The sequence below is a fragment of the Pigmentiphaga sp. NML030171 genome (assembly GCF_002188635.1).
GTDB lineage: Bacteria > Pseudomonadota > Gammaproteobacteria > Burkholderiales > Burkholderiaceae_B > Pigmentiphaga > Pigmentiphaga daeguensis.
Genome location: NZ_NINX01000051.1, coordinates 1 through 12,420, shown reverse-complemented (window position 1 = coordinate 12,420; position 12,420 = coordinate 1). Strand labels below are relative to the sequence as shown.

General features: G+C 67.8%; 13 protein-coding genes and 1 pseudogene. 4 read left to right on the top strand and 10 right to left on the bottom strand.

Annotated features, from left to right (window positions below; translation table 11 throughout):
- Positions 1-6: 6 nt before the first annotated feature.
- Positions 7-621, bottom strand: a complete 615-nt coding sequence (locus CDO46_RS25085) for an RraA family protein (protein ID WP_165963232.1) — start codon at positions 619-621, stop codon at positions 7-9.
- A 14-nt stretch (positions 622-635) separates the two neighbouring features.
- Positions 636-1,616 (bottom strand): tripartite tricarboxylate transporter substrate binding protein, encoded by a 981-nt coding sequence (locus CDO46_RS25080; protein WP_087841299.1) that lies wholly within the window; start codon positions 1,614-1,616, stop codon positions 636-638.
- Positions 1,617-1,813: 197 nt separating this feature from the next.
- Here CDO46_RS25080 and CDO46_RS25075 point away from each other — a divergent pair, with 197 nt between their 5' ends.
- Positions 1,814-2,521 carry a GntR family transcriptional regulator gene (locus tag CDO46_RS25075; protein ID WP_176400844.1) on the top strand — a complete coding sequence of 236 codons (708 nt, stop codon included), beginning with the start codon at positions 1,814-1,816 and terminating at the stop codon, positions 2,519-2,521.
- On the opposite strand, the gene CDO46_RS25070 is transcribed toward CDO46_RS25075, so the two are convergent.
- Entirely contained in the window at positions 2,513-2,731 is a 219-nt protein-coding gene (locus CDO46_RS25070) for a DUF3820 family protein (protein WP_087841297.1), read from the bottom strand. The two genes, CDO46_RS25075 and CDO46_RS25070, sit on opposite strands and share 9 nt — an antisense overlap.
- 151 nt (positions 2,732-2,882) lie before the next feature.
- Here CDO46_RS25070 and CDO46_RS25065 point away from each other — a divergent pair, with 151 nt between their 5' ends.
- Complete coding sequence (locus CDO46_RS25065) at positions 2,883-4,583, top strand: amidohydrolase (RefSeq protein WP_254914680.1); 1,701 nt, start codon at positions 2,883-2,885, stop codon at positions 4,581-4,583.
- Between the two features lie 10 nt (positions 4,584-4,593).
- Here the strand turns inward: CDO46_RS25065 and CDO46_RS25060 are convergent, their stop codons facing one another.
- Positions 4,594-5,763, bottom strand: coding sequence for a zinc-dependent alcohol dehydrogenase (locus tag CDO46_RS25060; RefSeq protein WP_087841296.1), 1,170 nt, complete (start codon positions 5,761-5,763; stop codon positions 4,594-4,596).
- 89 nt (positions 5,764-5,852) lie between these two features.
- Between CDO46_RS25060 and CDO46_RS25055 the strand changes: the two genes are divergently transcribed.
- Entirely contained in the window at positions 5,853-6,857 is a 1,005-nt protein-coding gene (locus CDO46_RS25055) for a GlxA family transcriptional regulator (RefSeq protein WP_087841295.1), read from the top strand.
- Here CDO46_RS25055 and CDO46_RS25050 read toward each other — a convergent pair.
- Genes CDO46_RS25050 through CDO46_RS25040 form a run of 3 tightly spaced genes read right to left on the bottom strand, consistent with a single transcriptional unit; the run spans position 6,854 to position 9,229 of the window.
- The gene (locus tag CDO46_RS25050) at positions 6,854-8,029 is read right to left on the bottom strand and encodes a 4-hydroxybenzoate 3-monooxygenase (RefSeq protein WP_087841294.1); all 1,176 of its coding nucleotides are present in this window, start codon (positions 8,027-8,029) and stop codon (positions 6,854-6,856) included. The two genes, CDO46_RS25055 and CDO46_RS25050, sit on opposite strands and share 4 nt — an antisense overlap.
- Positions 8,026-8,865 (bottom strand): class III extradiol dioxygenase family protein, encoded by an 840-nt coding sequence (locus CDO46_RS25045; protein WP_087841293.1) that lies wholly within the window; start codon positions 8,863-8,865, stop codon positions 8,026-8,028. The genes CDO46_RS25050 and CDO46_RS25045 overlap by 4 nt, the downstream gene beginning before the upstream one ends.
- A 1-nt stretch (position 8,866) precedes the next feature.
- On the bottom strand, positions 8,867-9,229 hold the full coding sequence (locus CDO46_RS25040) for a protocatechuate 3,4-dioxygenase (protein ID WP_087841292.1): 363 nt from the start codon (positions 9,227-9,229) through the stop codon (positions 8,867-8,869).
- Between the two features lie 143 nt (positions 9,230-9,372).
- Here CDO46_RS25040 and CDO46_RS25035 point away from each other — a divergent pair, with 143 nt between their 5' ends.
- Complete coding sequence (locus CDO46_RS25035; RefSeq protein ID WP_087841291.1) at positions 9,373-9,912, top strand: MarR family winged helix-turn-helix transcriptional regulator; 540 nt, start codon at positions 9,373-9,375, stop codon at positions 9,910-9,912.
- Between the two features lie 23 nt (positions 9,913-9,935).
- Here CDO46_RS25035 and CDO46_RS25030 read toward each other — a convergent pair whose 3' ends face one another.
- The 3 genes and pseudogenes from CDO46_RS25030 to CDO46_RS25020 form a co-directional block, all read right to left on the bottom strand.
- A complete protein-coding gene (locus tag CDO46_RS25030) occupies positions 9,936-10,940 on the bottom strand; it encodes a tripartite tricarboxylate transporter substrate binding protein (protein WP_087841290.1) in 1,005 nt (334 codons plus the stop codon).
- Positions 10,941-10,994: 54 nt separating this feature from the next.
- Entirely contained in the window at positions 10,995-12,050 is a 1,056-nt protein-coding gene (locus tag CDO46_RS25025) for an aromatic ring-hydroxylating dioxygenase subunit alpha (RefSeq protein ID WP_176400843.1), read from the bottom strand.
- A 139-nt stretch (positions 12,051-12,189) separates the two neighbouring features.
- Positions 12,190-12,420: pseudogene (locus CDO46_RS25020) on the bottom strand (S-(hydroxymethyl)glutathione dehydrogenase); the annotation flags it as partial.

Sequence of the window (12,420 nt, the reverse complement as noted above, 5' to 3'; positions counted from 1 at the left end):
GGCCGGTCACGGACGGCCGCTGACGGCCTGCGCGTACGGGATACCGGCCCGAACCCGCGCATCGGCATCGCGTTCGAAGGCCAGGCGGGCGGCCAGGCGTTCGGCGAAGATATCGAAATATTGCTGCCCGATGACGACGACACCGTCATCATCGGCGCAGACGAGATCGCCCGGGCGCACGATCTGGCCGCCGATCGCCACGGGGACCTGGAGTTCGGCCGTTCCGTCCTTGCGGCTGCTGCGCACGGTGCCGCCGCGTGCGAACACCGGGAATCGCAATGCCCGGATCTCGGCCAGGTCGCGCACGCGGCCGTTGGTGACGCAGCCGGCGATGCCCCGCATCTGCGCGGCCAGCGAACCGGTGCCGCCGAGCGCGCAAGTATCCGGATCGCCGCCGGTGTCGATGACCAGTACGGAACCGGGCGGAGCCAGGTCGAGCGCCTGGTTCGCCGATCCGCTGCGGTGCGGTGGTGCGCTCACGGTGTATGCCGGGCCGATGCAGACCGTGCCCGGCACTTGCGTGCCGATGACCGGGTCCAGGTCGCCGCGGCGGCCCAGGGCTTCATAGGCCGCGGCCGCGGAGGCGCCGGCCAGCAGGCTCGCGAGTTGTTCCACGCTCATTCCCATGGCCTTCCTCAGTCGAGTTGGATCTTCACTTCCTTGGCGACGCGCGCCCACTTGCCTCGCTCCGCATCGATGAAGCGGGCGAACTGCTCGGGCGTGTTGGCCATGGGCAGGAGCCCCTGTCCGCGCAATTGGCGCACCACGCCCGGCTCGGCAAGAATGGCCGCGATGGCCGTGTGCAGCGTGTCGATGATGGCGACAGGCGTGCCCGCGGGCGCCATGAAGCCGTTCCAGTCGAACATCTCGTAGCCCGGCAGCGTCTCGGCCACCACGGGCGTGTCGGGGAATTCCGCCACCCGTTGGTCGCTGGTGAGCGCCAGCGCCCGCAGCTTGCCGGCCTTGACCATGGGCCAGGCCGGAGGCTGTCCGCCGAACGTTAGGGTGACGGCGCCGCTGGCGACGCCGGTCAGGGCTTCGGGCGCCGTCTTGAACGGCACGTGGGTGATGGAGATGCCCGCGAGTGCCTTGAAATATTCCCCCGACATGTGCGAGGCGGTGCCGTTGCCGGCCGATGAGAACGTCAGCTTGCCGGGGTCGGCCTTGGCGGCGGCGATGACGTCGGCGATCGACTTGTAGGGCGACTCGGCGGAAACGACGACCACCAGGGGCGTGCGGGCCGACAGCATGATGGGCGCGAAGTCCTTGACCGGGTCGTAAGGCAGCTTGCTGTAGACGTTCGGATTGATGGTGAGCGTGCCGATGTGGCCCACCGTCAGCGTGTAGCCGTCCGCGGGGGCCCGGGCGGCGGCGCCCAGGCCTATGGTCCCGCCGGCGCCGGCGCGGTTCTCGACCACGAATGGCTGCCCGAGGCGCTCGCCCAGGTGTTGCGCGACGAGGCGCGTGATGGTGTCGGGCGACGAGCCGGCGCCATGCGGAACGATGATGCGCACGGGGCGGGTCGGATAGGACTGGGCGCTGGCGCCCTGGGGGGCGCAAGCGATGGCGGCGGCCAGGGCCAGCGCCGTGGCCAGGAGCCGGGAGTGCAGCGGCATGGTGTGTCTCCTCGAGGGTTGCAAGGCTGGTTTGCCTTTTTGTATGACAAATTTTGTTATTGTTGGCGAAAATATGCCATGAAACGGGCGTTATTTTCAATAATGTAAGACAATTTAGGTGGATGGCGAGAAAAAAGCCCGGTGCGATAGGCTTGCCTTTGCGTCGCTACAATGCAGATTCCTGCCGCGACCGATCCATGGACCAAAAAATCGTTGCCTTGAACGAGACCGCCGTGCCGGCCGGCGATCCGGCCCGGCAGCAACTGGCCGACCGCCTGCGCGATGCCATCACCGAAGGGGTCTATCTCCCGGGCGACAAGCTGACCGAACGGGAGCTGTGTGAACGTTTTGCCGCCAGCCGCCCATCGATGCGCGAAGCCATCCGGCAACTCGACGGCGAAGGCTTGCTGGAAGTGGCGCCGCATCGCGGGCCTGCCGTGCGGGCGATCGACGAAGCGCAATTCCACGAGCTGCACGAAGTGCGGGTGGCCCTGCAGAAACTGGCGGCGGCATGTTTCGCGACGCGCGGCACGCCCGAGCAGATGGACGCCTTCGCCGTGCGCATCGACGAGTTCGAGCAGGCATTGGTTTCGCGCGACGTGCCGCGCATACGCGCGACCAAGCATCAATTGTTCGAAGCCTTCGTCGCGGGAGCCAGGAACGAACCGCTCGCGGCCTTCATTCGCAAGATCAATGCACGCCTGGGTTTCCTGTGGGCGTCATCGATGAATCATCCGAACCGGCCGGCGGAAAGCGTGGATGAGTTCCACCGTCTTCTGGACGCGATACGCGAACGCGACCCCGAAGCCGCGCAGGCGGCCATCGTGCTTCAGAACCAGCGTGCCCGCGCGGTTGGATTGCATGCGCTCGAGCTGTTCCAGAAGCGTCGCCGCGCATCATCGTGACCGCTGGCGCAGCGGCGCCAGCAGCGGCGACAGCCCGTTGTGATCGATTTCGTGCATCAGCGCCAGCAGGCGCCCCAGTTCGCCGGGCGGGAATCCCTTGCGGGCGAACCAGGCCAGGTAGGGACCGGGCAGGTCGGCGATCAGCCTGTCCTTGTACTTGCCGTAGGGCATGGCGACCGTTACCAGGCGTTGCAGATCTTCGGGGTTCATGAATGAGAGGGGGGGTGTCCTGGTGGACCACGCCCGCATTGTGCACGAAGCGCGGGCTCTGTGACATGCGCCGCCATGGCGGATAAGTATTTGACATTTAAAGATTATCGGGATCACACTGGTGCCTTCCGACGACGAGGGAGGGCGGGCCATGGAAGCGATGGTTGGCGGGACTTGGGGACGGGGCGTGGTCGTGGCGGCGGCGGTGGGGCTGCTGGCCGCATGCGCGGCACGCGGACCGGGCGGCGCAGCGCCGGCGGAGGCCGCGGATGCGGTCTTCGTCAACGGCAAGGTCGCCACGGTGGATGCCGGCTCTTCCATTGTCCAGGCTTTCGCCGTGCGCCAAGGGCGATTCGTCGCGGTGGGGGCGAACGAGCGCATCATGGCCTACGCGGGGCCCGCCACGCAGGTGATCGACCTGCGCGGCCGCACGGTCGTTCCGGGCCTGGCGGATTCCCATCTGCACGCCGTGGGCGGCGGTCCCGGCATCGATCTGTCCGCCACGCGTTCGATCGCCGAGCTGTGCGCCAAGGTGGCCGAGGCGGCCAAGGGCGCCAAGCCGGGCGAGGTGCTGGTGTCCAACAGCGATTGGCACGAAGCGCAACTCAAGGAGCAACGCCTGCCTACTGCGGACGAGCTGGAGGCGGCGGCGCCCGGCGTGCCGGTGATCCTGGTGCGCGGCGGCCACAGCTATTTCCTCAACAACACGGCGCTGGCCAGGTACGGCATCACGCCCGCGACCCCGGTGCCGCCGGGCGGCGCGATTCCGCGCAACGCCGCCGGGCGGCTGACCGGCGAGCTGACCGATACGGCCAAGCGTCTCGCGCCGCTGCCGCCTCCGCCGCCGATGACGCTGGCCGTGCTCGAGGCACAGCAGAAGAAGCTGAACGAATACGGCCTGACCAGCATACGGATACCGGGCACGAACGTGGCGGCGTATCGCCAGTTCCAGCAACTGCGCGACAGCGGCAAGGCCACGGTCCGCTACAGCATCCTGTTCCGCCCGAAGGACCTGGCCGATTTCCGGTCCAGTATCGTCGGGGCCGGCATCCGGCAGGGGGAAGGCGACGAGTGGGTCAAGGTCTGGGGCATCAAGATCAGCGTGGACGGCGGATTCGAGGGCGGCTACATGACCCGGCCCTACGAAGGGGAGATGGGCAAGGGTGGCACCTACTACGGCTTGCAGACCATTCCGCAGGCGACGTTCAACGAATACGTGGCCGGCATCAACCAGGCCGGCTGGCGCGTGGCGGTGCACGCGGTGGGCGATGCCGCCGTGGACGAGGTGCTGCAAGGCTACGAGCGGGCCCATGCCCAGCGCGACATCCGCGCGCAGGGCTGGACCATCGAGCACGCCTTCATCACCCGCCCCGACCAGTATCCGCGCATCCGGGCGATGAATCTCAGGATGTCGGTGCAGGACCATCTCTATCTGGCCGCGCCCGTGCTCAGGCGGTATTGGGGCATGGACCGCGCCTCGCAGGTCACGCCGCTCAAGACCTACATGGAGCAGGGCTTCATGCTGGCGGGTGGCACCGATTCGCCGGTGATTCCGGTCAATCCGTTCTGGGCCATGTACCACTTCCTGACGCGGGACACGATCTCCGACGGCGTCTACGGCGCCGACCAGGCCGTGCCTTCGCGCGACGCCGTGCTCAGGCTGATGACGATCAACAACGCGCGCCTGACCGACGAACAGGACATCAAGGGGTCGATCGAACCCGGCAAGCTGGCCGACTTCGTCGTGCTGTCGGCCGACTATCTCAGCATCCCGGCGGCCGAGGTGCAGCGGTTGAAGGCGCTGGCGACCTACGTGGGCGGCAGGCAGGTGTACCGGGCCGAGTCGTTCTGAAGCGGGGTGGTCACGGTTTCAGGACCACCTTCACGCAGCCGTCCTCCTTGTCGCGGAAGATCTCGTACATGTCCGGCCCGTCCTCCAGCGCCTCGCTGTGGGTGATGACGAAAGAGGGGTCGATCCGGCCCTCGGCGATGAGTTCGAGCAGGGCCTGGCTCCAGCGCTGGACGTGGGTCTGGCCCATGCGCCAGGTCAGTCCCTTGTTCATCGAGGCGCCGAACGGAATCTTGTCGATCAGCCCGCCGTAGACGCCGGGAATGGACAGCACGCCGGCCGGGCGGCAGACGTAGATCATTTCCCGCAGCACGTGGGGGCGGTCGCTTTCCAGCATCACCGCCTGCTTGGCCCGGTCGTACATGGCGTCCAGCGACCGGGCGGCGTGCGATTCCAGGCCCACCGCGTCTATGCACTTCTCCGGCCCCTTGCCGCCGGTCAGGTCGCGCAGGCGTTCGACCACGCTTTCCTGGTCGAAGTCGATGGGGATGGCGCCGGCCTGGGCCACCATGGCCAGGCGCTCGGGCACGTGATCGATGACCACCACCTGGCGGGCGCCTTGCAACTGGGCGCTGCGCATGGCCATCAGTCCCACCGGGCCGGCTCCCCAGATGGCGACCGTGTCGGTGGGCTGGATGTCGCACTGGGCCGCCGCCTGCCAGCCGGTGGGAAGAATGTCGCCCAGGAACAGCACCTGTTCGTCCGGCAGGCCGGCGGGCACCTTGATGTGGGTGGAATCGGCGTGCGGCACGCGCACGTATTCGGCCTGCCCGCCGGCGTAGCCGCCCGTCAGGTGGGTGTAGCCGAACAGGCCCGCCGTGGAATGGCCGAAGGCCTTGTCGGCCAGCTCCTTGTTGCGATTGGTTCGTTCACACACCGAATAGTTGCCGCGCCGGCATTGCTCGCAGGCGCCGCAGGCAATGGTGAAGGGCACGACCACGCGATCGCCCACCTTCAGGTCGTGCGTGTCCGGTCCCGCCTCGACCACTTCGCCCATGAACTCGTGTCCCATGATGTCGCCGGATTTCATGCCGGGGATGAAGCCGTCGAACAAGTGCAGGTCGGAGCCGCAGATGGCGCAGGCGGAGACCTTGACGATGGCATCGCCCGGTTGCTCGATGCGGGGATCGGGCACGGTCTCGTACCGGATGTCCTTCTTGCCATGCCAGCACAGTGCTTTCATGACGTTCTCCTTCGTCATACGCGCCGGTTGCGCGGGCCTGGGCACGCAGCAAGCGCCGTGCCGCGCGCGTCGCGCACTAAAATCCACGCATGAGCAGCCATTTCCGCGTCCGCCGCATCGATATCGTCGTCTATCCCGGGTTCAAGTCGCTGGAGGCCATCGGTCCGCTGTGCGTGTTCGACTACGCCAACGTGCACCTGCGCAAGCGCGACCTGCCGCCGGCCTATCAGGTCGAGATCGCCGCGCCGCAACCGGGGGCGGTGCAGTCGGACACCCTGATGTCGCTGCACGCCGGCAAGGGACTGGACAGCCGCGATCTGCCCGATACCGCCATCCTGGTGGGGGCGCGCAACATCCAGGAAGCCATGCGGCATTCGTCGGCCATCGTCGACTGGGCGGCGGCGGTCGCGCCCCGCATCGCGCGATTGGCCGCCCTGTGCTCGGGCAGTTTCTTTCTTGCTGAAGCAGGCCTGCTGGACGGCCGGCGCGCCACCACGCACTGGAGCGTGTCGCGCCTGCTCCAGCAGCGCTATCCGCGTATCGACGTACAGGCCGATGCGATCTATATCCGGCAGGGCAACATCTGGACCTCGGCCGGCGTCACGGCCGGCATAGACCTGGCGCTGGCCCTGGTGGAAGAGGATTGCGGCCGCGATCTCGCCCTGGAGGTCGCGCGCGACATGGTGGTCTACCTGAAGCGCCCGGGCGGGCAATCGCAGTTCAGCATGCACCTGGATAGCCAGACCACCAGCCATCCGGGCATACGCAAGACCCAGGACTGGATCCTGTCCAACCTGCACCAGCCGCTGGCCGTGCCGGAACTGGCCGCTCATGCGGCCATGAGCGTGCGCAATTTCACGCGCGTGTTCGTGCGCGAGACCGGCACCACGCCGCAGGCCTTCGTCGAGACGGCCAGGGTGGACCTGGTACGCCGGCTGCTCGAGGACGCGGCCCTGCCGCTCAAGACCGTGGCCGCGCGGGCCGGCTTCGGCTCGGATGCCCAGTTGCGCAAGGTGTTCCAGCGCCACCTGGGCGTGACGCCCCGCGCCTATCGCGAGCGTTTCGCCAGCGCGGGCGGCAGCAGGGGCGACTAGGCCTCGATCGGCAACCCGGTGAAGTTCTCCGAGAAGGCCCGCCGGCCCGGTTCGGATCCCGTCATGTAGTCCAGGTCGGCCCGCTGCAGGCGCCGGGCGAAGTCGCTCTGCCCCGGAAAGCTGTGCACCATGGTGCACAGGCCCGCCGAGAAGCGATGCACCAGCCACATGCGCCGCAGGCAGGTTTCCGAATAGCTGTCCAGGAGCCGGGCCGAACCTTGCCGGTAATACTCGACCAAGGCGCGGCCCAGTACCCGGATGTCGGCCACGGCGGAGTTCAGCCCCTTGGCGCCGGTGGGCGGAACGATGTGCGCCGCGTCGCCGGCCAGGAACAGGGCGCCGTGGCGCAGCGGCTCGACCTGGAAACTGCGCATGGCGGTCACGCCCTTTTGCACGATGGGGCCTTCGATCAGCGGCGGCATGCCGGGAACGTCCAGGCGTTCGTGCAGCGCGCTCCAGATGCGGTCGTCGGACCAGTTGTCCGGGTCGTCGTCCGGTTCGCATTGCAGGTAGAGGCGGCTGCGCGTGGGAGAGCGGAAGCTCAGCATGGCGAAGCCGGTCTCGTGGCAGCCCCAGGTCACGTCCGGCGCGGCCGGCGGAACCTCGGCCAGGATGCCCAGCCAGCCGAAGGGGTAGACGCGGTCGTAGGTCTTCATCACCGAGGCGGGAATGGCGTCGCGGCAGATGCCGTGAAAGCCGTCGCAGCCGGCGATGAAGTCGCAGCGCACCGGCCTGCCTTCGGGGCCGGCCAGGATCGTGGGGGCGGGGCCTTCCAGGCCCCGGACGGCGGTGACCGGGGTGTCGAAGCGCAGGTCGCCGCCGGCGGCCAGCCGCGCCTCGATCAGGTCGTGGACCACCTCGTGCTGCGGATAGACCATGACCGTGCGGCCGATTTCCCGGGCGAAGTCGATGCGGTGGGAGGCCTGGGCGTAGCGGAAGTCCAGGCTGGTCTGCGGCATGCCCAGGCGCCGCATGCGCTCGCCCAGTCCGACCTGCGCCAAGAGGTCGACGGTTCCTTGTTCCAGCACGCCGGCCCGCAGGCGCCCCTGCACGTGCTCGCGGCTGCGGTTGTCGAACACGATGGACTCGATGCCTTCCCGATGCAACAGGTGGGAGAGCAGGAGTCCTGCGGGGCCGGCGCCGACGATGCCGACCTGGGTGCGTTCGATCATGCCGGCTCCTCGAGGGTGATCAGTCCCATGCCGGTGGTCATGGGAGCGTAGTAGTTGCGATGCACGCGCCGCGCCTGGTTCGACAGCGCGCCGCGCATGACCAGCCACATGATCAGCTCGATGCCTTCGGCGCCATGGCGTTCCATCAGCGTCTGGTGGGTCAGCTCGCACAGGCTGCCGGGGTCGTGTTCGATCCGGTCCAGGAAGTCCTGGTCCCAGTCCTTGTCCATCCTGCCGAAGTGCGGGCCCGTCAATTGATGGGACATGCCGCCGGTGCCCAGGATGACGACGCGCAGGTCGCCGGGATAGGACTCCACGGCCCGCCGTATGGCCTGTCCGAGCCGGTAGCATCGGCGCGCGGTGGGTAGCGGATGCTGCAGGACATTGACGGCCAGCGGCACGGCCGCCACGTTCCACCCGGGGGTGTGCTCGAAGCACAGGTGCATGGGCACCAGGAAGCCGTGCTCGACCCGCATTTCCTGGCAGACCGTCAGGTCGAATTCGTCGTAGACCAGCGATTCGCACAGGTGCTGCGAGAATTCCAGGTGGCCGTCTATGGGCGGGAGCGGGCGCACGCCGAAGCCTTCGTCGGCGATGTCGTAGCGGTCGGCCGCGCCCACGGCGAAGGTGGGATACTTGTCGAAGAAGAAATCGGCGCCGTGGTCGTTGTAGACCATGATGGCCACGTCGGGCTTGAGTTCCTCCAGCCACTCGCGCACCGGGACATAGGCGTCGAACAGGGGACGCCAGGCCGGCGTGGCCTGCTTGCCGCGGTCGTAGGCCGCGCCGATGGAGGGCACGTGAGAGGTGCCTATGCCTGCGATGATGCGTCCCATGTCAGACCGCTCCCTTGTCGTTGCGGGTGGCCAGGAAGTCCTCGTAGCTTTCCCCGCGCATCCGCGCGCCCATGACATACAGGCCGTTGCCGGTGACCACGCCCAGCTTGAGCAGGAAATAGATGTTGGCGCCGGCGTCGAGCAGGCCGGTGAAATCGCGCGCACGTATCAGCGCCTTCTGCTCGTCGGACAGGCCGAAGCGCGTCATGTACGCCTCTTCATCCGCCCGGTAGGCATCGCGGTTGGCGGCTTCGCTGAGCGAGTTGCAAAGCTTGTTGATGCGGTATCCCTTCCATGAAAGCCGCAGGTCGAAGACGTGCGAGTCGGCGATCGGCCGTGTCCGGTCGCGTTGGGGAAGTGCCATGGGCGATGCTCCTTGGGTAGAGGGAAAACGGCCAGGGCCGCGCCGGCGCGCGGCGTTGCGGCTGCTGTGCTTTTTGTGGAGAATGACTCTAGCTTTCATGTCCTTGATTGTTCTAATCAACCGCCGTCGGCGCAGGAGCGGCCATGTCCTTCGAGCAGCCCGCCAATTGCGAGGAACTCCTGAATTACCGGATCGCCAGGCTGCTGTCGGTCAGCGGGGCGCTGGTGATTCGGTTGTGCGAGGGCCGCTACGGCATCAGCCGGCGGGAATGGCGCCTGATCGCGATGCTGGCCGACTACGGCACGATGGCGCCTTCCGAGCTGGCCGAGCGCGCGCATACCGACCGGCCCCTGGTGTCCCGCGCCATCAGCGACCTGGTCGCCAAGGGGCTGGTGTCGCGGATCGGCCGCAGCAGCGACAGGCATCGCGTCGCCATCGAACTGACCGACAAGGGCAGGGCCCTGCATGCCGAACTTTTTCCCATCACCGCCGACATCAACGGCCGTATCCTCAAGGCGCTGCCACCGGAGGCAATCCAGGCGCTCGATGGCATGCTGGACGTCCTGACCGACACGGCCACGCGGCTCAACCAGGACTATCCGCTGAAGGAAAAGGCCGACCGCCGCAACGGCGGGAGCCGCCAGTTGGCTTCGTCCAGGCCGGACCTGGCGGACATCTGGTAGGCGGATGTTCCCGCGCGCCGGCGTCAATTGTTCGACGTCGCGCCCGACGCCTTGATCAGGCGTGCCCACTTCGCGATCTCGGCCTGCTGGAAGCGGCCCAGCTGCTCCGGCGACGAAGCCGAGACCGTGAGGCCGTCCTGCACGAATGCGGCCCGCGTGGCGGGCTTGCCCATGGCGCGCGCGATTTCCTGGTTCAGCTTGAGCACGATGTCGGCCGGCGTGCCCTTGGGCGCGAACACCGAGAACCACAGCACGATCTCGTAGTCGGGCACGCCGGCCTCGATCATGGTCGGCAGTTCGGGCGCGGCGGGCGAGCGTTCGCGGCTGGTCACGGCCAGCGCCCGCAGCTTGCCCGAGCGCACGATGGGCATGCCGATGGCGACCGAGTCGAACAGGATGTCGGCATGGCCGCCCATGACGTCGCTGACCGCCTGCGCCGGACCGCGCGCGGGGATGTGGACCATGTCTATGCCCGCCAGCGACTTGAACAGGTCGCCCGACATGTGCCCGGAGGTGCCGATGCCCTGGGAGACGAAGTTGAGCGAACCGGGCTTGCGCCTGGCCAGCTGTATCAGTTCCTGCACGCTGTGCGCCGGCACCGAGGGATGCACCATGAGGACATTGGGCACCGTCGCCAGCAGGCTGACGGGCTCGAAGTCGCGCACCGCGTCGTAGGGCAGGTTGGCGAGCAGGGTGACGTTGATGGCGTGGGTCGCATGGGTGCCCAGCAGGATCGTGTAGCCGTCGGCCGGCGCCTTGGCCACCAGGTCGGCGCCTATGGTGCCTCCCGCGCCGGGCTTGTTCTCGACGATGACCGGCTGCTGCCAGGCCTCCTGCAGGTCGTGCGCCACGCTGCGCGCCAGCTTGTCGGTCAGTCCGCCGGGCGTGAAGGGGACGATGAAGCGGATGGGCCGGCTGGGATAGCCGTCGGCGGCGCCGGCACAGGCCTGCGTCGCCGCCAGGGCGAGCGCCAGGCCCGCCAGCAGTGACGAGGCACGAAGGAAACGAGGGTGCGGACGGTGGGACATGGTGGCCTCCTTGGCGGCACGCAAGCGGGTGGACGGGCAGGGGATGGGCTGGCGTCAGGACGCCGTCGAAGTGGCCGGGGCGGCGGCCGCCGAGTCGGCGGCTGCCATCTTCTCGATCATGCGGCGGGCACGGCTGGGGCCCGCGTCGATGCGCAGCCACGCCAGCTGCCGCACGCCGGTGGCATCCTGTTCGCGCTGCATGGCGGACACGATGACGTTGTCTTCTTCGAAGGTGCGGCCCATGTCGCGTATCAAGCGCTGGTCGAGTTCCTTGTCGTCCACGCCGAAGTTGCGCACGTGCAGCCAGAAGAAATGCGTGGCCGCATCCGTTTCGGGTGTCAGGAACTTGTAGCTGAACGCGCGCAGGCCGCGGTCCATGTTGGCTTCCGTGTGTTCCTGGCCGGCCTGCATCGTCACCACGTCCACGCGCGAGGTGCAGGGCGGGAAGAAGTGGTAGTACTGGCAGCGATCGGCCGGTCCGCTGAAGCTGGCGTTCCTGCGGTCGAGAGGGGGCGGCTCGGCATCGAGTGTCCAGCGGTAGGTCACGATGTGGCCCTCGCTTTCCTCGATGACGGGAAGTATGTCGCTCGATGCCGGATTGCCGATGGTGCCTGGATGGACGTAGGTCGTGTGCGCGGGGTCCTGGAGGTTCTCGACGATGTTCAGGTAGTGCGAGCGATGGTATTGGGGCTCGCCCCGGATGACCGTCCAGCCCGGCGTGCCATAGCGCTCGATGACGGGGATGAGCCGGGGGTCGGCGCGTTGCGCGTCTCCCATCCAGATCCAGGCGGCGCCGTATCTTTCCGTGATGGGAAAACTGCGGACCCGCGCGGCGGGCGGCACGTTCTCCTGGCCCGGGACGTGCACGCAAGCTCCGGTGCCGTCATAGCGCAGGCCGTGATAGCCGCATTGCAGCGTGTCGTCCACCACGCTGCCCAGCGACAGGGGGACGAGGCGGTGCGCGCAGCGGTCCAGCAGGGCGGCGAGCCGGCCGTCGCGCCGGCGGAAGGCCACGACGGGTTCGTCCAGTACCCGCCGGGCGAAGGGCCCGGTGCCGATTTCTGCGGTCCAGCCCAGTACGTACCAGGCATTGCGAACGACGTGCTCCACGGACGAATCTCCTTGAACCGGACCGCCACGGCGTGGCGGCTTCGATGCGGGAGACTCTATCGGCGGGGAAGTGAATTGTTCTATACAACGACGGGCGGGGGTTTTCCCGCCCGTCGCCGCGCCGGGCCGAGGGCCTGGGTCAGTACAGCACGACCGAGCGTATCGACTGTCCGCTCTTCATGAGGTCGAATCCCTCGTTGATGCGTTCGAGGGGCAGGGTGTGGGTGATGAGCTCGTCGATCTTGATCTTGCCGTCCATGTACCAGTCGACGATGGTGGGCACGTCGGTGCGTCCGCGGGCGCCGCCGAAGGCCGAGCCTTTCCATTCCCGGCCGGTGACCAGCTGGAAGGGCCGGGTGGCGATCTCGGC